This window comes from Domibacillus sp. A3M-37, assembly GCF_024213455.1.
Taxonomy (GTDB): Bacteria; Bacillota; Bacilli; order Bacillales; family Domibacillaceae; genus Domibacillus; species Domibacillus tundrae.
Genome location: NZ_JANAVL010000009.1, coordinates 31,048 through 51,527 on the forward strand (window position 1 = coordinate 31,048; position 20,480 = coordinate 51,527).

Genomic DNA, 20,480 nt, shown 5'->3' on the forward strand with positions numbered 1-20,480 from the left:
TATATATCGTAAAATGATTTGTTTAGACTATATACAATACCCTTAAAAATGGGGAACATTTCTTAAATAGAGAAAGATGATTAACGAATCCTGTCATATCCTTTATAATAGAAGTGACAATGAGAAAAGGAAGGTGAGCAGCTATCGATGCGCTGCAAATTGCAAACGACTTAAAGAAGAAGATGGATGAACGATTAGTGTATTCACTGTTTCCATTGCGTAAGCATACGTATACGAAAACTGGCGGAACGGCAGATGTTTTCGTTAAGCCTAAACATATAGACGACCTGCAAACTGTTATCCATTATGCGAAAGAAAACAAGATCCCGCTGACGATTCTCGGCAACGGCTCAAACGTGCTCGTGCGCGACAAAGGATTGCGCGGCATCGTGATTGCTCTTGAATATTTTGACCAGATTCATGTTGACGGGCCTTCGATCACAGCCGGAAGTGGAGCGAAAATTATTGATGTTTCCCGCACAGCGCTTGACCATCGTTTAACGGGTCTTGAATTTGCATGCGGCATCCCTGGCTCAGTCGGCGGCGCACTCGTCATGAATGCCGGTGCATACGGTGGTGAAACATCCACTGTGCTTACAAAAGCGATCGTTCTTTCTCATGACGGTGACCTGATTACATTAGGTGAGAATGATTTCCATTTCGGCTACCGAAAAAGTGTGTTTACAGAAAAAGACTATATTATTTTAGAAGCCGTTTTCGAACTGAAGCCAGGCAGCTATGAGGAAATTAAAGAAGCAATGGATACATTCACTGCGCTTCGTGAATCCAAGCAGCCGCTTGAATATCCTTCATGCGGCAGCGTATTTAAACGCCCGACCGGCTACTTTGCCGGGAAATTAATTCAAGACAGCGGCCTTCAGGGAACGCGGATTGGCGGAGCAGAAATTTCCACGAAACATGCCGGCTTTATCGTCAACGTAGATGGCGCTTCCTCAACTGACTATTTAAACCTGATTCGGTATGCGCAGGACTGCGTCCGTGAAAAGTTCGGTGTCGAATTAGAAACAGAAGTAAAAATTATTGGAGAAGAGTAATCGAAAAAGCCGCTTCGTCAAAGGAAGCGGCTTTTTTGTGTGAGGGGATAGTGGATTGTTTACAAGCAAAATGATTGCTTCTTTTAATGAACTTGAAACAGCCATTTACCAATACGTATCGAAAAACGAAAACAACGTTATTTACATGCGCATCCGTGAGCTGGCCGCTGAAACACACGTCCCAACTGCTGCCATTGTTTGAAGAATCAAATATTACAGCACAAGTGTCTGTTATGTATATTCTTCAATCACTCGCCTGGGAGCTGCACGGCTGTCCCAGCAGAAAAAATAAACATACCAGATTGCTTCTAAGGCAATCCGGTATGTTTTTAAAGTTCTTCGCCATTTGTCGTAATAACGTTCTGGTACCAGGCAAAGCTGTCTTTTTTACTTCTTTTTAATGTCCCATTACCGTCATCGTCAAGGTCTACGTAAATGAATCCGTACCGCTTCGACATTTCGGACGTTGAGAAGCTATAGAAGGTTAGTACCATCTATAAATTTATTCAGAAGTGATGTTCATATTTAAATCATTTATTTTATAGAACAAAAAAAGAACTCTCCTTGAGAGTTCGCAGACTGTAGACAAATAAAATTTTTGACGGAATCTCCTTTTGTTTCTTCACATGAGGGCTGTTTTGACGGGAGGCGACGGGCGTGCGGCTTCGCTTTCTTTGGGGCAGGCGCTGAGCTCGTCTCCGCCCGCCGCCTGTGCTTTTAAACGAAACAGCCATGTCTGGCAGGTCCATACATACAGCCTATCAGGACTTGCTTCCTCTTGCTGGTTTTCTAAAACATTTGGTGAAGCTGCATGCACGGACGAAGACTCCTGCGGGACGTACAGTGAGTCGGGAGATCCCGCAGGCGCAGCCGAGGAAGCGCCTGCACTGCCCGCGGAAAGCGAAGTCCGGGTGGTTTCCCCTGCCTGCTCCAGGTAAAAAAACGAGCCTGCTTCTCTCAAAGATACCTGCCTTTTTCGGTAATAGAAATTTTTGTTAAAAAGACGAATGTTGACTTTGTCTACACTCTGAGAACTCTCCTTGAGCGTTCGATTGTTGAATAATAAACGTTTATTCAGCCGCTTTTGTCCAACTATGCAGCTCATACTGTGTGACGAGTTTATCAGGAAACACTGTGTCGAATTCATTATTCGAAAAAAAATAAATGTAAACAACTTTTCCTGATTCTAAATTCTCCTGCTGCTCTCGAACACGGCCAATTGTGGCAAAGCTGCAATGGCTGGATGCTGCTTCACGCTGAATTATTTTCTCCACTTTTTTGTCCAGTGACTCTAATGTAGCTTTAATATTTGAAGGTGTACCGGATTCAAGCGAAAATCTCTCTTTCCTGAAATAAAAATCTTTCCCATTAAAACGTGTACTGGCTTGATTTTTAATCTCCAACGATTTAACAATCTCCCCCATTGTTTTTGTCGGTAAATTGATTTTCATCTAACCACTCCTTTTCGTCAAAAAGTAAGAAAGCACGTTTTTACTCATTCACCCAATAACCTGAACCTTTTATATTTATTTTATTTCCAGCTTATGCACATTATTCGATTAAAAATGCGCTGGCCAGTTTAAAAAGCTTTTCGTTTGATCAGCCGAAGTGGAGCAACCTAGCGTATAGAGTACCAATTAGCGGTGCCGGTCTTGAATTAACGAAACAAGAAAGCTTATTACTCTCTTCATTAAAGAAAAAGAACAGTACGTAATATTTGACTTTGTATAAGAATAATAAGTTAAACTTATTATTAGAAGAAAAAATCTAAATTTTCGATCATTTCCCGAACCATTGCCACAAGACGGATCGATTGATTTTAAATAAGGTAGGAGGAAAAGAATTGACGAACCGAATACATCCTGGGATTGAAAAAATCCTTCAAAATATTGAAAAAGTGATAACAGGAAAACAGGAAGTGGCTAAATTAAGCCTGGTGGCGCTGTTAGCTGATGGCCATGTGCTGCTTGAAGATGTGCCGGGTGTCGGAAAGACGATGGCCGTTCGGGCGCTTGCGAAGTCGATTAGCGCAGAGCTGCGGAGAATTCAATTTACACCTGACTTGCTGCCCTCTGATGTAGTGGGCGTGTCGATTTATAATCCACGGGACATGGATTTTCAGTTTTATCCAGGTCCTATTATGGGAAATATCATTCTCGCCGATGAAATTAACCGGACGTCGCCTAAAACCCAATCCGCCTTGCTCGAAGGAATGGAAGAAAAAAGCATTACAGTTGATGGCGTCACTTACAACCTCGAAAAACCGTTTTTTGTGATGGCTACGCAAAATCCAATTGAATACGAAGGGACCTACCCTCTTCCGGAAGCTCAGCTTGACCGTTTCCTGCTGAAAATGAAAATGGGCTACCCCACTCTGGATGAAGAAATGGAAGTATTACAACGGGCGCAAAAAGTCCCCCCTATTGATGACCTGCAGCCGGTTATCAGCCTTCAAGAACTTCGGCAGCTGCAGCTCGATATAAAAGAAGTGTATGTTGATGAATCAATTAGAAGATATATCGTCGAGCTTTCCAGCCATACCCGTTCACACGAAAATGTATTTTTAGGTGTTAGTCCCCGTGGTTCGATCGCCCTGATGAAAGCGTCACAGGCGCTGGCCTTCATTCATGAAAGAGATTACGTGCTTCCTGATGATATTCAGTATCTTGCCCCGTTTGTTTTTGCCCATAGAATCATCCTAAGACCAGAAGCCCGTTTTGAAGGAGTACAAATAGAAGACGTGATTGAGCAAGTGATCAGCCGGGTGTCTGTGCCAATTCAAAGGCACGTGGCAAAATATGAATAAAGCGTTTTTGAAGATGAAAGAATCTGGCGGATTTATTTTTTTAATCGGATTGACTATTCTTGCTTTCTCGTATGCTATGTTTCAAGGAGGATTTGTCAGCTGGTTTTTATTTTACAGCTCCCTTCCATTTATCATTTATGCGTTCAGCTTGTTTTTTTATCCTTTGTCCTGTACAGCTGAAAGAATGTTATCGAAGCAGGAATTTATTTTTAATGAATCTGTCCGAATTCAATTGACCGTCGTCAGAAAGAGCCGCTTTCCGCTTTTTTACATGATCCTGGAAGAGCAGGCGGAAGAATCTTTCACGCTAAAAGAAAAACAGCAGCAGAAAATACTTTTGCTGCCCGGCTTTAAAAAAACGCTTCAATTCGAATATGAGATTGATCAGCTGCCGAGGGGGGAACACCATTTCACTGGGATTCGTATGAAAACAGGAGATTTATTTGGATTCATTGAAAAAGAAAAGCTGATTCCACTGGAAAATAAAATAGTGGTTTATCCACTTTACGAAGAACTGAGTTACCGTCCGTTTGCCGGCCAGGTTGATCAAGGTACAGCCATTACAAATAGACGAGTTTATCGAGATCAGGATATGGCTATGTCTGTTGGGATTCGCAACTACCTGCCTGGCGACCGCTTATCCTTGATTAACTGGAAAGCGACCGCTAAACGAAATGACCTGATGACAAAAGAGTTTGAGCAGCACCGGTCCCACGATTTGATGATTGTGATGGATTGCACCCCTGCTCCGCAATTTGAAACGGTTGTTTCGTTTACCGCTTCTGCCATCAGAGGCATGATACGGACAGGGACACAAGTTGGCTTGCTGACGGTAAGTGATGAACGGCGCAGTTTCACGATTCGCGGTGGAGACGTGCAGGGGCAGCGGCTTTTTTATCATCTGGCGAAAATTAAGGATAAAAGTGCTGTTTCGTTTGCCCGGGTGCTGGAGAAAGAAACTTTTCTTGCTCAGCAAGGCCGTACACTCATGCTTGTAACATCCCAGCTGACCGAAGAAGTTGTCGAAAGGGCTCGCTATTATTCTCGCAGAAGCCAGTCCGTCATCATCTTTCTGATCAACGGCAAACAAGGGGCTGGGCCAGATATACGAATAACTGCTGCCACTGGAATCCAGATCCGAGTTGTACAAGAAGGCCAATTCGGGAAAACCTTTTCGGAGGTGAATGGCAGATGAATCAAAAGAACACAAAACGGAATATCGATTCTTTTCTTTTATATGTTTTTAGTTTTCTTCTCCTATGGGAATGGTTAAGACCGGTAGAACAGCTAACCGGCACGAGCTCCATCAACATTTTTCTTGGTTTTATTTTTGGATCACTGCTGCTGGCTTTTTTGGGCCTCCCGTTAGTGCCAACTGTTGTTTTAAAGCTGATTTATATTCTTTTGACGATTCAATACATTTACTTTGAAAATGTCGACACATGGATCGACTTGTTTTTAAAGGATTTCTTTCAAAATGCAGGATCGATTTTGAAAGGCCAGTGGACAGAGATGTCAGATTCATTTCGAACGTTGCTGTTCTTTGCCCTCCTGTGGATAACAACGTATTTACTCCGCTATTGGCTGATTGACCGTAAAAATATCTTGTTCTTTTTTCTCGCGACACTCATTTTTATTACGGTATTGGATGCTTTTTCACCATATGAAGCAGATGCAGCCATCATCAGATCGGTCCTGACCGGATTTGCCATGATGGGAATACTGACGTTCCGCCGGCTGGCCGATTCCGAGAACATTCAAAAAAATAGCAGGATCAAGCGGAAATGGATGTTTTCTTTGGCAGCCGTGATTGCCGGGAGCGCAGTCACTGCTTTTGCCGTTCCAAAAGCAGATCCTGTCTGGCCTAATCCTGTTCCTTTCCTTAAGTCACTGAGCGGTTCCGGGAATACAGCTGTAAATGAGACGAAACGAAGCGGATTAAGGTCGGATGATTCCGAACTTGGCGGCCCGTTTTTGCCTGCTAATATGGTCGTGTTTACAGCTGAAGTAGAAGAGCCCCATTACTGGAAAGTGGATACGAGAGATGTGTATACCGGAAAAGGCTGGATTTCTTCCAGTCGAGACGGGCAGCCGCTGAATTTCAGGCGGAACGTCCCGTCTTCTCTTTTCTCCTTTACAGAAAAGGTTCCTTCAGAAGAAAGGACAAGCATCGTATACAACGAAGAAGACCATGCGCATATTCAATATCCGCATGGCTTACAAAGAATTGATGCGACTTCTTCTTACCGTTACCAGCTGAATCAGCAGACAAATGGAATAACGGCGCTCAATGGCGCTGAACAAGAAGCTCCTGCATCGTATTCTGTTCAGTATGAGCACCCCTCTTTTCAGGCCAAGGATCTTGAAGCAAGTTCACCTGAGAAAGCCGATCGCTCTTTTCAGGCTATTGCCGATACGTATACCCAGCTTCCCGAAAACGTGCCGCCGGAGATAAGAGAGCTGGCGTTAGACATTACGCGGGGACAAGAAACATGGTTCGATAAAGCAAAAGCGGTTGAAGCGTATTTCAGCTCCAGCGGCTTCGCCTACGAGCAAGTGGATGTGCCTGTTCCGTCAGAAGACGAGGACTATGTCGCCCAGTTTTTATTTGATACAAAACGTGGATACTGTGACAACTTTTCCACTTCCATGGCTGTCTTGCTGCGAACGCTTGATATCCCCACACGCTGGGTAAAAGGCTACACAGAAGGGACATACCTGGAAACAAATGAAGCCGAAAATAAAATCTATCAGGTAACCAGTGAAAATGCCCATTCATGGGTGGAGGTTTATTTTCCAAACATTGGCTGGGTCCCTTTTGAGCCTACACAAGGGTTTACCAATGAAGACGTGCCTGAATTGGAGGAAACAACAGAGACACTCGTGGAGGAAGAAACAACAGAGAATATAGAAACACCGGTCGAAACGCCAGAGCAGCCTGTAGCAGCAGAGCCGGAACCGGAAGAAGAGGTAAATGATGCTTCTCAGGAAGCGCCGCAGCCGAATGTAGGCTTATTCCTGAAAACAAACTGGAAAAACATCGTTGTCCTCGTTGCTGCAGTTTTCGTCATGGCCGCTTTGAGCCATCGGTCCCGGAGAAAATGGCTGCCTTTCTATTATATTTTCATTTATAAACGAGATCGACAGGATCACCATTTCCCCAAAGCGTATCTCGTTCTTCTCACTCAGCTTGAGCGCTGTGGGTTAAAAAGGAAAGCTGGGCAGACATTGAGAGAATACGCCAAGGAAATTGACTTGCTTTTCTCCAGCAGCTCAATGACCCAGCTTACAGGTTGGTATGAACAATATTTATACAGAGGCAGTCTTCCTAAAGGAACGTGGGAAAATGCAAGGAATGAATGGGAATCCCTTATGAAGAAAACACGCTAAAAAATTTTTTGTTCCATTAGGGCCGATAATATAATTTTCAGATTCTATATAAGTTGAACAAAGATTTTTACTTTAGAAAACAGTGGCTGTTTGAGCTAGTGCGTTTCGTGTAGAGGCAAGGCTGATCACCGATTTGTTCTAGGTCAGCTCTTCCAAATAACACCTTAGTTTTGCAGGCATGGATCGGTCTTGTAGAGAATGTCTGATGTTTTGAAAAGGAGCCGATAGGTGAAGCCTGCGGGATCTGCCGACTCACTGTACATCCCGCAGGAGTCTTCGTCCGTCAGGCCTCACCAAGTAGCTTTGAAGGGCGGCGACTATTCAAGCTGGGAGTTCCGCTTTTATTGGCGCAGCGATTGTCCCCTTTTGTTTTAGAAAGAATCAGGCTAAACCAGCCTTTCCTTTTTTTACATTCACTCATGAAAAAAGCAGAGGCGGCGGGTGTGCGGCGCAGACTCCAGTGGGACTAGCCGGACAGATGAGATCGGTGCAGCCGCAGAGCGGCGGAAACGAGCCCAGCGCCTGCCCTATGGTGCGCGAAGCCGTGCGCCCGCTGCCATTTCGGCTCTCGTTAAAAGAAGCAGGCCAAAACGCTCCTCACACAAAAGAGACCGTAACAGTGGGTATGAAGCTGGTTTTTGTCAGGCAGGCCACTCTTTAGAGGGTGGATCGTTCCCCCGGGTGGCAGAAGGCAAAATGATAAGGTCAACTTACATAGCGTGAAATATTCCAGCACAAATAAAAAGCCGTCCAGAATTTTCATTTCTGGACGGCTAAACCTTTTATTTTTTCTGATTGTAAAACTCCGCTGGAATAGAGGCAAAATGGCGGCGGTGATACAGCATTGGGTCTTTGCCTGAATCGATTTGGATATCTTCCACTTCTCCGATTAAAATCGTATGGTCCCCTGCTTCAACCGTTTTGAAGGTTTTACATTGAAGAACCGCAAATGCGCCTTCAATAAGTGGCAAATTGTGCTCAGGTGAGAAAGACCATTCACATGTGCTGAAGCGGTCTACGCCTTTTGTTGCAAAGGTCATGCAGACATCCTGCTGATTTCCTGCTAAAATATGAACGGCAAATTTTCCGCCTTCCACAAACTCTTGAATCGTTGACACTTTGTGATCAATGGACCACAAAATTAATAGCGGATCGAGTGAAACAGATGCGAATGAATTAACGGTCAACCCAATCGGTTCACCATTAGCGGATGTTGCAGTCACAACTGTAACCCCTGTCGGATAATTGCCCATCGCGTCTTTAAACAATTGCTGTTTTTGTTCGTTTGCCATTCTATTTCCCCCTTTGATTAATAATCCCTTTTATCGTATCGTTCCTTTCTATTCTTTGCCACTTTTAAATTCCAAAAAGCTGCCTCTAAAAATGGAGACAGCTCTGTTTTGGGGCGGAATATTTTATTTTAAGCCGGAATGTACTGCGTCTGGGCCGGTAAAACTTTTTTCCGCCCCAAGCAGAACAGAAACCGGCCTAAATTTGAATAAACCGCCCCAAATACTTGATTGTTATGTTATTTTTCTTACTTCAATCGGGATCAACATTTCTTCAATCTTTTCCCGATGAATTTCGTACTGTGACGGCAGCTTGAGGCTTTCGCCCATTTTATCTACTGATTCATCGATCGCAAAACCGGGCGGATCAGTGGCGATTTCAAACAAAATATGACCTTGTTCTCTAAAATAAATAGCATTAAAGTATTGGCGGTCTGTGACCGGTGTTACCCCGTAGCCTTCATCCGCGACAAGTTTTTGCCATTCCAGCTGATCCTCGTCGTCTTTTGCCCGCCAGGCAATGTGATGAACGGTGCCTGCACCCATTTGTCCACGCCCGGATGGCGTTGTTTTCACATCAATCACGTTGCCGATATCCCCTGCAGCACGGAATCGGATCAAGCCGCTCTCTTCAGCCACCCGCTCCAATCCCATGACGTGTTGAAGCAAATGGGCCGTTTTTTCCGGCTGCGCAGAAAAAAGAATCGCACCTCCAAAACCTTTAATTGCGACATCCGGCGTCACACCATTAAATGCCCAGCTGTTGTGTCGGCCTTCTGCCCGTTCTACAATTTCAAGCTGAAGCCCATGTGGATCATCAAACGCCAAATATTGCTCTGCGAACCGTTCTTGTTTTGAGAAGGGAATGGAAAAGGAATGAAGCCGCTTTTCCCAGAACGAAAGCGCACCAGCTGGTACCACATAGGTTGTTACACCGACCTGTCCGTCTCCGATCATGCCTCTTTGTGCGCCGGGCCATGGGAAAAACGTGATGATGGTTCCTGGACTCCCCGCTTCGTTACCGAAGTACAGATGATACGTGCCGGGATCATCAAAATTGACTGTTTTTTTCACTAAACGCAAGCCGAGAACAGCTGCGTAAAAATCAACGTTTTCCTGCGGATCGCCAACGATCGCCGTAATATGATGGATACCTGCTGTTTGCTTCATGTTTCTCTCTCCTTTTTTACCCTAATAGGGCGTCAAATGCATAACGGCCGGGACCAGTTAAAGCGACACCGATTGCTGCTGCAATCAAAATCAGGTTATACTCATAACCGTTTTGTGTGCTCCAGAATCCATTCGGCGCGTGTACTTTTATAATAGCCATGATCATCGTTACTGCAATCAGAATGCCCGCAAGCGGCGTCAGTAAACCAATGGCAAACAACGCGCCGCCTACAAATTCCGCAAGACCCGCCAAAAGCGCCATCTTAACCCCCGGCTTCATTCCGATCGAATCAAACCAGCCGCCTGTTCCTTTCAATCCATAACCGCCAAACCAGCCGAATAATTTCTGTGCGCCGTGACCGACAAACGCTAAACCAATGACCAACCGAATAAGTAATAAACCTGCATCTAACATATTTTTTTCCTCCTAAGGATTTTATCTTGAATTCGAGATATATAATTAAAAAAAATCGAAATGCTTTTTTGAATTTATTTGTGATTTTATCTTGAATTCGAGATAATAATATCAGCTTTTCAAAAGGTCGTCAACCTGTTTCTTGATACTTTTTATAAATTGGATAAATTAATTCAGGAAAAATAAATCATTCAGCTTAACCTCAAACGCTTTCGCCAATTGAAAAGCTCATTCAATGGGTGGATCATACTTGTTTGTTTTCTATGATTCGCTCTCACTATCCGGTCTTCTTCCCGGCTTCTTTAAAGCAAAAAACCACCTCTATTGAAAGAGATGGTTCATGACATCTTTAAGCGATTGGCTTCTCAGTTCCTGTTCCATTGCGTTTTGTACACGGGTAACTGTGACATTGAGAGACGACTGAATATTTTTTCCAACCGGGCATTCCGCATTCGGTTTTTCATGAACAGCAAATAACTCATCTTTTGGTTCAACTGCTTTGAAAATATCCAAAAGGGTAATGTCTGATGGATCTTTTGTGAGTTCTCCCCTGTTTTTCCCCCACGTGAGGTCAAAAGCCCTCCTTTTGCAGCATTCCCATCATTCGTCGTATAATGACCGGATTTGTATTCACGCTGCCTGCCATCCATCCCGATCAAAAAGTTTCACGAGGATTGGATGCAATTAAAACCATTTATTTCTTTACTTCAATCATTATCGCATCGCCCTGTCCGCTTCCGGAACAGATCGCCGCAATCCCGATGCCACCGCCGCGACGGCGCAATTCATATGCGAGTGTGAGAATAATCCGCGCACCACTTGCACCAATTGGATGGCCAAGCGCTACTGCGCCGCCATTGACGTTTACTTTTTCCGGTTCAATGCCGGCAATTTTACTGCTGGCCAGCGCCACTGCCGCAAATGCTTCGTTAATTTCAAACAAATCAATGTCGCCCACTGATTTCCCTGTTTTCCTTAAAATTTCATTAATAACGAGACCCGGCGTTTGCGGAAATTTCTCGGCTTCGACTGCGATTTCAGCATGTCCAATGACTGTGGCAAGAAAGACCTTTCCTTCTTTTTTGGCTCTTTCATCGCTCATCAATACAAGAGCTGCGGCACCATCATTGATTCCTGGTGCGTTACCCGCTGTAATGGTGCCGTCTTTTCCGAAGGCTGGACGAAGTTTCGTGAGCACGTCTTTTGTTGTGTCTTTGCGTGGTGCTTCATCTGTATCAACAACGATCGGATTCCCTTTTCGCTGCGGTACTTCCACCGGCACGATTTCTTCCGCTAATGTGCCGCTTTCAATCGCCGCAACTGCACGTTCATGGCTGCGGACTGCCCAATCATCCTGCTCCTCGCGGGACAATTCTAATTCTTCCGCTGTGGTGTTTCCATAGGTGCCCATGTGCACACCGGTAAAACTGCATGATAAGCCGTCATGAATCATTAAATCAACCATCGGCACGTCACCCATTCGCGCCCCCCATCGTGCTTTGAACACTGCATACGGCACGTTCGACATCGATTCCATGCCTCCGGCCAAGATTATTTCTTCATCACCGGCGCGGATAATCTGATCAGCCATTGTTACGCTGCGAAGACCGGACGCACACACTTTATTTATCGTTTCCGTTTTTATTTCCCAGGGAATACCGGCCTCGCGTGCTGCCTGGCGTGAAGGAATTTGTCCCTGGCCCGCCTGCAGCACATTCCCGAAAATAACTTCATCCAGCTCTTCCGGTTTTATATCCGCCCGCTTCAAAGCTTCTTTCATCGCAATGCCGCCGAGTTGTGAAGCCGTTAACGATGCGAGAGAACCGCCAAATTTTCCGACCGGCGTACGCGCTCCTTCAATAATGACCGTTTTCACCATTTACTTCACCTCTGCAAGTTCCGGCGCCACTGTAAAAGGCACCTCTATTTTTTCTTTGACTTCATCTTTTTTAACTTGCTTATTTGTCAAAAGGAGCCTAAGCCCCCAGTCATCTACGCAGCAATTGCTTCTGTGAATCGTTAAGTCTTTCATTCCCTGCTCACGCAGCGCTTCGATTGTTTTCCCCTTAGTTTTGTATAAACGAAAGCGTTTACATAAGTAACATCATTACTTTGCTTAAAATACAGTCCCCCTCCTTCATTTTGTTATGTAAGAGTTTACATTGTAACGATCTATAAGTAAAATACATAAAATGAAAAGACCGCTTTTTGACCATAAAAAGCGGTCCGGTTTCTACTTTTCATATTGTTCGTAAAGCGCATCAAGCACTTGATCAACGACATTTTGAATTTCACTTGCAAAGTTAATGAAGATGAACTGCATTGCTTCTGCTTCTTCCATAAACCGCTCACCGTCTGCTCCGTGTACGCTGAAAAATGGAACGTTAAAATAAACGTCAATTTCTTCATTTCCGTCCCCTTCACTAAAGCCTTTGACGATAAAATAAATATCCAGGTCCCCAACATGTTCCTGCTCCCGGTCTTTAAAGCTGACCGTCATCCGATACGTGCTGTTGTGCTGTCCCTGTTCGATGGCTGTTTCGATCGCATCTTTTTCTACAACTGGTTTAATTCCGCTCGCTGAAAGCATTTTTATCCATCCTCATTTCGTTTTTGAATAACCGCTTCCTGTTTTTGATCGACTGTGATTAACAGGTCCACCAAACCTATAAACAGCCCATTTTCCACAACGCCTGGGATCAGATTAAGGTTCAGTTCAAGCTTTTCAGGTGACGATATCGCCGCAAACTCACAATCGAAAATATAGTTTCCATTATCTGTAACAAACGGTTTTCCTTCGTTCATCCGCAGTTTTGGCACTCCTCCGATAGACTGTATTTTCTTCCCGGTCAATGGATATCCGAACATTTCGACTTCAACCGGGATAGGGAACCGACCGAGTTGTTTTACCATTTTAGAAGAGTCCGCAACGATGATAAATTCCTGAGCAGAAGAAGCAATGATTTTCTCCCGAAGCAAAGCCCCTCCCCCACCTTTGATCAGATTGAATACGGCATCGACTTCATCGGCACCATCGATGGCCACGTCAATGACATCAATATCGGCCAGATTTACAAGCGGAATGCCGCATTCCTTCGCCAGCTGTTCCGTTTGAATCGATGTCGCGACCGCTGTAATGGATAGGCCATCTTTGACTCGTTCACCGATTTTTTTAATCGTATAGAGTACAGTCGATCCCGTCCCAAGTCCAACAACCATGCCATCTTTAACAAACTCTGCTGCTTTTTCCCCGGCGATCTGCTTCTCGTTTTTCATCGTCCAATCAATTCCAGACTGAAATCACCTACTGCCCCTTCTTCATACAAGTTGGTCACAGACGTGGAGTATGCATGAATTGTCGCGGGAAAGTCTAGATTTTTTTCCGGTACCTTCACCTGAAAATCCATTTCATAAAGAAGCGTTGTAATATCATGATACGCTTCATTGGTCACTTTAAATTGAAACTTAATTTTCGGTACAGATTTGCCTGTTTCTTCATTGATGATCATTTCTTCATGGTAATCTGTCACCCGGATCGGTGTATCATTTAGAATAACGGTTTGCACCATTTTCATTCAGCTCCATTCTTTTATTTGTTTTAGAGCAATTATATCTTTATTTTCCGATACATCAATTATTTTAACCTGCAAAAATAAACCGGAGACTTCTTAAGATCTCCAGCTTTCTGGTTATTTTATGCTTCAACGGCTGGCGGCCAGCGCTTCCGCAAATCTGGCAATGCCTTCATTGATCACATCCGTCTCTTCCCGGCCAAATGTGAACCGGATATATCCTTTTTGTGAACCAAAGACACTGCCCGGTACAAATGAAACGCCGCGCTTCATTGATTCTTCGAGCAGCTGCTGTTCATTGACAGGCTGTTTTAATCGGCACCAAACATGAATACCGCCTTCAGGGATAAAATAGTCAACGTCCTTTTTTAAAAAGCGATCAAGACTTGCAACAATCGCATCACGCCGCTCTTTTAATTCTTTGCGGATCATGTGAATATGGTTGTTAAATGATGCAGATTTTAAAAATTCATTGGCGGCCCATTGCGGGAAAATACTGTGCCCGAAATCCACCTGCTGTTTTGCATCAGCCAGTCGTTCAATGACATTGGAAGGGCCGATCACCCAGCCGATCCGAAGTCCTGAAGCGACGATTTTTGATAGCGAACTTATGTACAAAACATTTCCGTTTTCGTCCATTGATTTAAGCGTGCTGCTTACTTCTCCATTAAATGACGTTAGAGAATACGGGTCATCTTCAATAATTGGTATCCCAAGATTTGATGAAATTTCAAGTATTCGTTTTCTGCGGACCAGGCTCATTTTCACTCCAGTCGGATTTTGATAGTCCGGATTTAAAAACAGCATGCGAATGCGGTGCTTTTTATGAAATTCGATTACATCATCCGGATTGACGCCATGCTCATCGACCGGCAAAAGCAGCGTCTTTAAGCCCGCAGACTGAAAGACCGGCAATGAATAGCAGTACGATGGATCTTCAATAGCGATCGTATCACCCGGTTTCAGCAGGCACTGAATAATAAGATGCAGCGCCTGCTGGGCACCGGACGTAATCAAAATCGAATCCGCTGACACATGGATGTTTTTGTATTGATGCACATGTTTCGTAATGGTTTCCCGCAGTGCCTCGTTTCCATGCGGATGATCGTAGCCGAGATGATCCAAAAATGGTATATCCGCCATGATCGACTGAAACTGTTTACGCGGTAAAAGAGCGGGTGCCAATTCACCGCTTGATAAATTAATGACATGCTGATTTTGATTTTCGTTCCGAATACGCTGCACGAGCGGCAAATTCGGCAAAAAGGAGCCATCTTCCATGTAACGGCCCCAATTCGGTATGCGCTTATGCGAAATACCCCAAATATCGGTACTGACGCGTGTGCCGCTCCCTTTTCTTCGCTCCACAATCCCGAGCGACTGCAGTTCATCGTATGCCGCTACAATTGTGCTTCGATTGACACCGAGCTCTTTTGCCAGCAGCCGTTCCGACGGCAGCACGCTTTCCGGGGAAAACAGACCAGTGGAAATCCCTTTTTCAATGTAATCTGCAATTTGCTTATACACCGCTTTTTTCGCGGTCCGATCCGGTTTCCACTCCATTTTCCATCACCTTCTTTTACGATGTAGCCGACACGATAAACCACACTGTGCCAACCGCAAGCAGAAAAAACGTAATAGCATAAATAATGGTTAAATTCATTGTGTTTCGCTTCGTCGACTCTCCGTATTTTGCATCCTCACTTTTCATTACAAACAGCGTACCACCCACCGCGCAGAGCAGTATAAGCACAACAAGTCCAATCGCAAAATTCATCCGGGTCCCCTCCAATTCCTCATTATTTCCTCATCCTTTAATCATAAAAAAGATCCTTGAAAAAGGACCATCCAATTCTACTCTATTTTACTCATCCAATCCAAAAACCCTTTCCTCTATCATAGCAGGAAAGGGTTTTTGAAGTATTACAGATTTCCGAACTGTGCTTCATGAAGACGGCGGTAATGACCGTTTTGTTCCAGAAGTTCGTGGTGACTACCCTGCTCTTCAATGCCTGATGGTGTCACAACAATAATCCGGTCCGCATGCTTAATCGTTGCCAGCCTATGGGCAATAACAAGCGTTGTCCGTCCAACTGAAAGTTCTGCCAGCGCCTGCTGAATGGCAAGCTCTGTTTCTGTATCAAGTGCGGACGTTGCTTCATCTAAAATTAAAATCGGCGGGTTCTTTAGGAAAATCCGCGCAATGGCCAGGCGCTGCTTTTGCCCGCCGGACAATTTCACACCGCGCTCGCCGATGACGGTTTCAAGCCCGTCCGGCAATGAATAAACAAATTCTTCAAGACGCGCGCGTTTTAATGCATCCATAATCGCTTCATCTGACGCGCCGAGATCGCCGTATAAAATGTTCTCCCGAATTGTTCCGGAGAATAAGAAAACATCCTGCTGAACGATCCCAATTTGGCTTCTGAGGGACGCGAGGGTCATGTTTTTTGTATCGATTCCGTCAATCGAAATATAGCCTTCTTCTGCATCATAAAAACGCGGCAGCAAACTGCACATCGTCGTTTTCCCCGCACCGGACGGCCCGACAAACGCCACTGTTTCACCCGCTTGAATCGATAAGCTAATGTTTTTCAGTACCGGTTTTTTCCCTTCGTATCCGAACGTGACATTATTGTAGCGAATGTTGCCATTTACGGCGTCCACTTCAATTGCATCCGGCGCATCCGCCACATCCGGCTCCGTATTGAGAAGCTCCATATACCGCTTAAAGCCCGCGATACCTTTCGGGTAGCTTTCAATAATCGCATTGATTTTTTCAATTGGCCGGAAGAAAATGTTCGACAGCAAAATAAATCCGACAAATTCACCATACGTCAGCTCGCCCTGCATCACAAAATACGTTCCGCAAATAAGGACGAATAATGTGACGATACGCATCAGCATATAGCTGATCGACATATTTTGCGCCATAATTTTGTAAGAGACAAGTTTCGTCAAACGAAATCTTCCATTGTTTTCTTCAAACTGCTGTTGCTCATGCGTTTCATTGGCAAACGCCTGCACAACGCGAATACCGCCCATGCTGTCTTCAATGCGGGCATTAAAGTCGGCAATATCGCCAAATAAACGATGAAAAGCACCAGTCATTTTTTTATTAAAGAAGACCGCCATCCATAACACGCCCGGCACGATAATAAACGTTAACACAGCCAGCTGCCAGTTGATTGTCATCATAATGGCAAATGCACCTGTTAAGGTCATGAGCGCGATAAATAAATCTTCTGGTCCGTGATGCGCCATCTCACCGATTTCCATTAAGTCGCTTGTCATCCGAGAAATAAGGTGTCCCGTTTTTGTATTGTCAAAAAAGCGAAACGACAGCTTTTGTACATGGGCAAACAGCTTGCTGCGCATATCGGTTTCAATGTTAATGCCCAGCATATGTCCCCAGTACGTTACAATGTACTGCAGGCCGGCATTGATAACATAAATGAGCAATAAGCCAATGCCTGCAGCCAAGATTAAATTCCATTCTCCCTCCGGTAAAAGGGTATCAATAAAGTAATTTACAACGAGCGGGAATGCGAGCTCTAACAGCCCGGCCAGCACCGCACAAAAAAAGTCCAAGAAAAATAGCTTCTTATATGGACGATAATAAGAAAAAAATTGCTTAATCACACAGTCACCCGCTTTATCTATTTACATTTACCGGCTGCCTGCCAGCGCAAGCTCCGGCGCTTTTATTAAATCATATGTTAAACAAACCGGTTTTCCGGAGCGCGGATCCCGCACAATGTCGGCATCAATTTGGAAAACATCGCGCAAGTTTTCCTTCGTCATCACGGCTTCCGGCGTTCCTTCACATATGATGTCGCCGCTTCTCATCGCGACAAGGTAGTCGGCAAAGCGGGCTGCATGGTTTAAATCGTGCAGCACCATCACGATTGTCCGGCCTTCACGCTCGTTTAATTCCTGTAATAGCTCCAACACTTCGAGCTGGTGCGCTAAATCCAAATACGTCGTCGGCTCATCGAGTAAAATTAAATCCGTTTCCTGCGCGAGCGCCATGGCGATCCAGACGCGCTGGCGCTGGCCGCCGGACAGAGCATCAATTTCGCGGTTGCGGAAATTCTCTGTTCCCGTGACACGCATCGCCCACTCAATCACTTCTTTATCGTGTGTATTTAATGTACCGAATCCTTTTTGATGCGGAAAGCGGCCATAGGAAATGAGTTCGTAAACGGTCAAACCGGCCGGTGCTTCCGGTGTTTGCGGCAAAATTGCCATCTGTTTTGCAATTTCTTTCGTAGACAGCCGCTGAATATCAGCCCCATTTAAATAAATCGCGCCGCTTTTTTGATTTAACAGGCGGGCCATTGTTTTTAATAGTGTAGACTTTCCGCAGCCATTGGGCCCAATAATAGTCGTCACTTTTCCGGCTGGGATATCAACCGTTAAATTTTCCACAATCGTTGCTGCCCCGTAGCCGATGTTTACTTGTTCCGCGCGTAGTTTGCTCATTCTTTCCACCTCATTTACATTTTTATCTATAGGCGTCCGTTGCAATTGATAATCAGTTTCAATTAAAAGTTACCATAAATTCGCCGCTTATGTCCATACTTTCACGAAAAAAGCCTTGAACGAATTCAAGGCTTCAGGCTGTCGTAAAAGTCGTCAGTCTTTTTTTGAAAGGGCCGATAGGTGAAGCAAAAAGGACTTCGCTTTCCGCGGGCAGTACGTGAGCCTCCTCGTCGCTCCCGCTCCTGCGGGGTCTCACGTTCACTGCTGTTCCCGCAGGAGTCTGCGTCCTTTTTGCTTCACCCCGTTTTTTTGGAAGAGCAGTGAATGTTCGTGCCGCATATCGGCTCCAATCAGAAAGCCATAAACCGTCATCACCAAAGAACAAGGATGAAGAAGAAAAATCAAATGTGCTGACAAAAGGTTTTATTTGTCTACACTCTGAAGCCTTGAACGAATTCAAGGCTTCATCTGTTTCATCCATTGCTCCAGCAAAAAAGGAAGCTGTTCAAATGCATGTTTGATATGAAGGCGTTCGGTCCGTTTATGAGCGTCTTTTCCGAATGGCCCGATGTTTATAACAGGTGCCTGAAGCTCCGCCATTTCCGCAAACGGGACGGAATACACATCCTTCCAAACCGGTGTATTACGCTCAAACGACTGCCATCCCTCTCCTTCTCCGCTTCCATTTACGTAGCTTAAATCACAAATGCCGTTAAAATAATGAATACGTTCAATCGGCATTGCATATTCCTTTTCGGCAAGTTCTGTGAGAAAAACAACGGCTTTTTCTACCAGTTCATCTCCGGATGAATTCACGGCTGGATAAAAAGGCGGCGCAAATAATAAAATAATTGCCGGCGCGAGTTCCTGTGACTGGATAATTAATTTATCGGCAACCCGGAATGACTTTTCCCGGTCATCCCATTCTTCGTTTGCGTAGACATCCGCTTTGACTTCTTCGACAAACGCTTCGCCGAATTTTTCAATTGAATGGCGCAGCAGTTCTTCGTAGCGGAGGACACGTACCTTTCCAACCGCCTGAACACGATTCGCCCTGCAGATGGACTGATACGCTTTGCTGCATTCTTCAGCGGCAATTTTTGCCGTCTGTTCAAAGGTCTCCATAATCTCCTGTGCCGTCTGCTTCATCGTAAACACATTATAAAGTGCGGATGAACGATACGGTGTCTGGGTCGAATATTCAAGGCGAAGATCTTTTTGCTGCAGTGTGACCGGCAACGGGGTCGTTTCCCCGAGAACCGTTTCCTGAAATAACGGATTCCATTCCATTTTCCTCGTTAAAAAAGACGCAATATAGGGAGACGTCAGCCCGCTAAACGGCTCACCCGCATGTGTTTCCCTGCCATAAAACAGCGCACCTGGCATAATTTTGCCGATTGTGCCGGAGTACACTTTGAATGTTGTATCCCCCGGTTTCTGTGTAAACACCGGTTCGCTGTTCAAAAACAGGCTGTATGTAAGGCCAAATTCTTGCTGAATACCCAAAAGCTTTGGTACAGCGGCGCGCATCCCGGCTGAATTCACTTCTTCATCCGGCACCGTCAGAAGAAGCAAATTAACCGGCCACTTTTCCACACTTGCTTTTTCCAACAGCTGCATATGCAAAGCCAGCCCCATTTTCATATCCATCGTGCCACGTCCGAATAAATACTCGCCGGACTGCAAGTCTTCTAGCGCATCTTCCGGCAAATCATTCGGCCGCTCCATCCAATACGCCGTCAGCTCTTCCGGCTGCGTCGCAAGCGGCTCTAGTTCCCCGTATTCTTCTGTGCTGACTGTATCAAAATGGCTAATTAAACAAATGGTTTTCACAGCGGCCGGATGCTTGTAAAGCGCCGTTAAAAATTTCCGGCGCATATCGGCTGCATGAAGGGATAAGTGCTCAGGATTATTTTGGAAATAGTCAAGACCGAGCAATTTCGATTGAAGCTTCATCGGAAATTGCCGTTCATCGTCTGTCAGCGTCATACTTTTCCAGCTGACGAGCTCACCAAGCAATGCGCGAAGTTTTTCAGATGAATCCCATAATAATGTAGACATAGCGGTCATTTCCCTTCATTGTAAAATAAAAAAAAGAATGTCTCTCCATTGTGAGACATTCTTTCCAAAAATTCAATTTTACAGGTAAAAAGAATGAACCATTCATTTCCCCTACAAAAGCTGTGTTAAAATTTTTGTTTCATTCATTTTTTCAAACCGCTTCTTTGCTTCTGCTTCATTGTCAAACTCAAACATTTGAATACGTTTGTATAAAAAAACAGTAATGACCCACATACT

Annotated in this window: 21 protein-coding genes and 3 pseudogenes; 5 read left to right on the forward strand and 19 right to left on the reverse strand. The window is 44.8% G+C overall.

Annotation, left to right across the window (positions count from 1 at the left end):
- Window positions 1-182 precede the first annotated feature (182 nt).
- Complete coding sequence (gene murB, locus NLX67_RS14165) at window positions 183-1,055, forward strand: UDP-N-acetylmuramate dehydrogenase (protein WP_254312191.1); 873 nt, start codon at window positions 183-185, stop codon at window positions 1,053-1,055.
- A 55-nt stretch (window positions 1,056-1,110) separates the two neighbouring features.
- Window positions 1,111-1,254: pseudogene (locus tag NLX67_RS14170) on the forward strand (RpiR family transcriptional regulator); the annotation flags it as partial.
- Window positions 1,255-1,384: 130 nt separating this feature from the next.
- Here the strand turns inward: NLX67_RS14170 and NLX67_RS14175 are convergent.
- From NLX67_RS14175 to NLX67_RS14185, 3 genes and pseudogenes are all read right to left on the reverse strand, one after another.
- A pseudogene (locus NLX67_RS14175) lies at window positions 1,385-1,531 on the reverse strand (family 1 glycosylhydrolase); the annotation flags it as partial.
- 146 nt (window positions 1,532-1,677) lie between these two features.
- The gene (locus NLX67_RS14180; RefSeq protein WP_254312192.1) at window positions 1,678-1,872 is read right to left on the reverse strand and encodes a hypothetical protein; all 195 of its coding nucleotides are present in this window, start codon (window positions 1,870-1,872) and stop codon (window positions 1,678-1,680) included.
- A gap of 253 nt (window positions 1,873-2,125) precedes the next feature.
- A complete protein-coding gene (locus NLX67_RS14185; protein WP_254312193.1) occupies window positions 2,126-2,506 on the reverse strand; it encodes a hypothetical protein in 381 nt (126 codons plus the stop codon).
- Between the two features lie 392 nt (window positions 2,507-2,898).
- Between NLX67_RS14185 and NLX67_RS14190 the strand changes: the two genes are divergently transcribed.
- From NLX67_RS14190 to NLX67_RS14200, 3 genes are read left to right on the forward strand one after another with little or no spacing between them, the layout of a single operon-like run.
- Window positions 2,899-3,861 (forward strand): AAA family ATPase, encoded by a 963-nt coding sequence (locus NLX67_RS14190; protein ID WP_254312194.1) that lies wholly within the window; start codon window positions 2,899-2,901, stop codon window positions 3,859-3,861.
- Window positions 3,854-5,056: a DUF58 domain-containing protein gene (locus NLX67_RS14195; RefSeq protein ID WP_254312195.1), complete on the forward strand. Its 1,203-nt coding sequence runs from the start codon at window positions 3,854-3,856 to the stop codon at window positions 5,054-5,056. The genes NLX67_RS14190 and NLX67_RS14195 overlap by 8 nt, the downstream gene beginning before the upstream one ends.
- Window positions 5,053-7,251 carry a transglutaminase TgpA family protein gene (locus NLX67_RS14200; protein WP_254312196.1) on the forward strand — a complete coding sequence of 733 codons (2,199 nt, stop codon included), beginning with the start codon at window positions 5,053-5,055 and terminating at the stop codon, window positions 7,249-7,251. The genes NLX67_RS14195 and NLX67_RS14200 overlap by 4 nt, the downstream gene beginning before the upstream one ends.
- A 782-nt stretch (window positions 7,252-8,033) precedes the next feature.
- On the opposite strand, the gene NLX67_RS14205 is transcribed toward NLX67_RS14200, so the two are convergent.
- The 16 genes and pseudogenes from NLX67_RS14205 to NLX67_RS22830 form a co-directional block, all read right to left on the reverse strand.
- The gene (locus NLX67_RS14205; RefSeq protein ID WP_254312197.1) at window positions 8,034-8,543 is read right to left on the reverse strand and encodes a flavin reductase family protein; all 510 of its coding nucleotides are present in this window, start codon (window positions 8,541-8,543) and stop codon (window positions 8,034-8,036) included.
- Between the two features lie 231 nt (window positions 8,544-8,774).
- The gene (locus NLX67_RS14210; protein WP_254312198.1) at window positions 8,775-9,710 is read right to left on the reverse strand and encodes a ring-cleaving dioxygenase; all 936 of its coding nucleotides are present in this window, start codon (window positions 9,708-9,710) and stop codon (window positions 8,775-8,777) included.
- 16 nt (window positions 9,711-9,726) lie between these two features.
- A complete protein-coding gene (locus NLX67_RS14215; RefSeq protein ID WP_254312199.1) occupies window positions 9,727-10,125 on the reverse strand; it encodes a DoxX family protein in 399 nt (132 codons plus the stop codon).
- Between the two features lie 321 nt (window positions 10,126-10,446).
- Window positions 10,447-10,819 (reverse strand): annotated as a pseudogene (locus tag NLX67_RS14220) (Rrf2 family transcriptional regulator).
- On the reverse strand, window positions 10,820-12,004 hold the full coding sequence (locus NLX67_RS14225; protein WP_254312200.1) for an acetyl-CoA C-acetyltransferase: 1,185 nt from the start codon (window positions 12,002-12,004) through the stop codon (window positions 10,820-10,822).
- The gene (locus NLX67_RS23240) at window positions 12,005-12,157 is read right to left on the reverse strand and encodes a hypothetical protein (protein ID WP_375143386.1); all 153 of its coding nucleotides are present in this window, start codon (window positions 12,155-12,157) and stop codon (window positions 12,005-12,007) included.
- Window positions 12,158-12,358: 201 nt separating this feature from the next.
- Window positions 12,359-12,715: a hypothetical protein gene (locus tag NLX67_RS14235; RefSeq protein WP_046180796.1), complete on the reverse strand. Its 357-nt coding sequence runs from the start codon at window positions 12,713-12,715 to the stop codon at window positions 12,359-12,361.
- Between the two features lie 2 nt (window positions 12,716-12,717).
- Window positions 12,718-13,401, reverse strand: a complete 684-nt coding sequence (gene rpiA, locus NLX67_RS14240) for a ribose-5-phosphate isomerase RpiA (protein ID WP_254312201.1) — start codon at window positions 13,399-13,401, stop codon at window positions 12,718-12,720.
- On the reverse strand, window positions 13,398-13,700 hold the full coding sequence (locus NLX67_RS14245; protein WP_309143138.1) for a DUF3219 family protein: 303 nt from the start codon (window positions 13,698-13,700) through the stop codon (window positions 13,398-13,400). Before NLX67_RS14245 ends, rpiA begins: the two co-directional genes overlap by 4 nt.
- Before the next feature lie 126 nt (window positions 13,701-13,826).
- Window positions 13,827-15,260 carry a MocR-like pyridoxine biosynthesis transcription factor PdxR gene (gene pdxR / locus NLX67_RS14250; protein ID WP_254312202.1) on the reverse strand — a complete coding sequence of 478 codons (1,434 nt, stop codon included), beginning with the start codon at window positions 15,258-15,260 and terminating at the stop codon, window positions 13,827-13,829.
- Between the two features lie 16 nt (window positions 15,261-15,276).
- On the reverse strand, window positions 15,277-15,474 hold the full coding sequence (locus NLX67_RS14255; RefSeq protein ID WP_046180792.1) for a hypothetical protein: 198 nt from the start codon (window positions 15,472-15,474) through the stop codon (window positions 15,277-15,279).
- Between the two features lie 146 nt (window positions 15,475-15,620).
- Window positions 15,621-17,339 carry an ABC transporter ATP-binding protein gene (locus NLX67_RS14260; protein ID WP_254312203.1) on the reverse strand — a complete coding sequence of 573 codons (1,719 nt, stop codon included), beginning with the start codon at window positions 17,337-17,339 and terminating at the stop codon, window positions 15,621-15,623.
- A 27-nt stretch (window positions 17,340-17,366) separates the two neighbouring features.
- On the reverse strand, window positions 17,367-18,182 hold the full coding sequence (locus NLX67_RS14265) for an ABC transporter ATP-binding protein (RefSeq protein WP_254312204.1): 816 nt from the start codon (window positions 18,180-18,182) through the stop codon (window positions 17,367-17,369).
- Between the two features lie 133 nt (window positions 18,183-18,315).
- Complete coding sequence (locus NLX67_RS14270) at window positions 18,316-18,663, reverse strand: hypothetical protein (RefSeq protein WP_254312205.1); 348 nt, start codon at window positions 18,661-18,663, stop codon at window positions 18,316-18,318.
- On the reverse strand, window positions 18,639-20,243 hold the full coding sequence (locus tag NLX67_RS14275) for a M20/M25/M40 family metallo-hydrolase (protein ID WP_254312206.1): 1,605 nt from the start codon (window positions 20,241-20,243) through the stop codon (window positions 18,639-18,641). The genes NLX67_RS14270 and NLX67_RS14275 overlap by 25 nt, the downstream gene beginning before the upstream one ends.
- A gap of 111 nt (window positions 20,244-20,354) precedes the next feature.
- On the reverse strand, window positions 20,355-20,477 hold the full coding sequence (locus tag NLX67_RS22830; RefSeq protein ID WP_256519876.1) for a hypothetical protein: 123 nt from the start codon (window positions 20,475-20,477) through the stop codon (window positions 20,355-20,357).
- Window positions 20,478-20,480: the final 3 nt, after the last annotated feature.

Bases quoted from the DNA above. Each gene is read 5' to 3' on its own strand.
- NLX67_RS14245 (WP_309143138.1), bottom strand. From the start codon at position 13,700: ATGAAAATGGTGCAAACCGTTATTCTAAATGATACACCGATCCGGGTG.
- pdxR (WP_254312202.1), bottom strand. From the start codon at position 15,260: ATGGAGTGGAAACCGGATCGGACCGCGAAAAAAGCGGTGTATAAGCAA.
- NLX67_RS14225 (WP_254312200.1), bottom strand. From the start codon at position 12,004: ATGGTGAAAACGGTCATTATTGAAGGAGCGCGTACGCCGGTCGGAAAA.
- NLX67_RS23240 (WP_375143386.1), bottom strand. From the start codon at position 12,157: ATGAAAGACTTAACGATTCACAGAAGCAATTGCTGCGTAGATGACTGG.
- NLX67_RS14235 (WP_046180796.1), bottom strand. From the start codon at position 12,715: ATGCTTTCAGCGAGCGGAATTAAACCAGTTGTAGAAAAAGATGCGATC.
- murB (WP_254312191.1), top strand. From the start codon at position 183: ATGGATGAACGATTAGTGTATTCACTGTTTCCATTGCGTAAGCATACG.
- NLX67_RS14185 (WP_254312193.1), bottom strand. From the start codon at position 2,506: ATGAAAATCAATTTACCGACAAAAACAATGGGGGAGATTGTTAAATCG.
- NLX67_RS14205 (WP_254312197.1), bottom strand. From the start codon at position 8,543: ATGGCAAACGAACAAAAACAGCAATTGTTTAAAGACGCGATGGGCAAT.
- NLX67_RS14270 (WP_254312205.1), bottom strand. From the start codon at position 18,663: ATGGATGAAACAGATGAAGCCTTGAATTCGTTCAAGGCTTCAGAGTGT.
- NLX67_RS14265 (WP_254312204.1), bottom strand. From the start codon at position 18,182: ATGAGCAAACTACGCGCGGAACAAGTAAACATCGGCTACGGGGCAGCA.
- NLX67_RS22830 (WP_256519876.1), bottom strand. From the start codon at position 20,477: ATGTGGGTCATTACTGTTTTTTTATACAAACGTATTCAAATGTTTGAG.
- NLX67_RS14275 (WP_254312206.1), bottom strand. From the start codon at position 20,243: ATGTCTACATTATTATGGGATTCATCTGAAAAACTTCGCGCATTGCTT.
- NLX67_RS14215 (WP_254312199.1), bottom strand. From the start codon at position 10,125: ATGTTAGATGCAGGTTTATTACTTATTCGGTTGGTCATTGGTTTAGCG.
- rpiA (WP_254312201.1), bottom strand. From the start codon at position 13,401: ATGAAAAACGAGAAGCAGATCGCCGGGGAAAAAGCAGCAGAGTTTGTT.
- NLX67_RS14255 (WP_046180792.1), bottom strand. From the start codon at position 15,474: ATGAATTTTGCGATTGGACTTGTTGTGCTTATACTGCTCTGCGCGGTG.
- NLX67_RS14210 (WP_254312198.1), bottom strand. From the start codon at position 9,710: ATGAAGCAAACAGCAGGTATCCATCATATTACGGCGATCGTTGGCGAT.
- NLX67_RS14195 (WP_254312195.1), top strand. From the start codon at position 3,854: ATGAATAAAGCGTTTTTGAAGATGAAAGAATCTGGCGGATTTATTTTT.
- NLX67_RS14200 (WP_254312196.1), top strand. From the start codon at position 5,053: ATGAATCAAAAGAACACAAAACGGAATATCGATTCTTTTCTTTTATAT.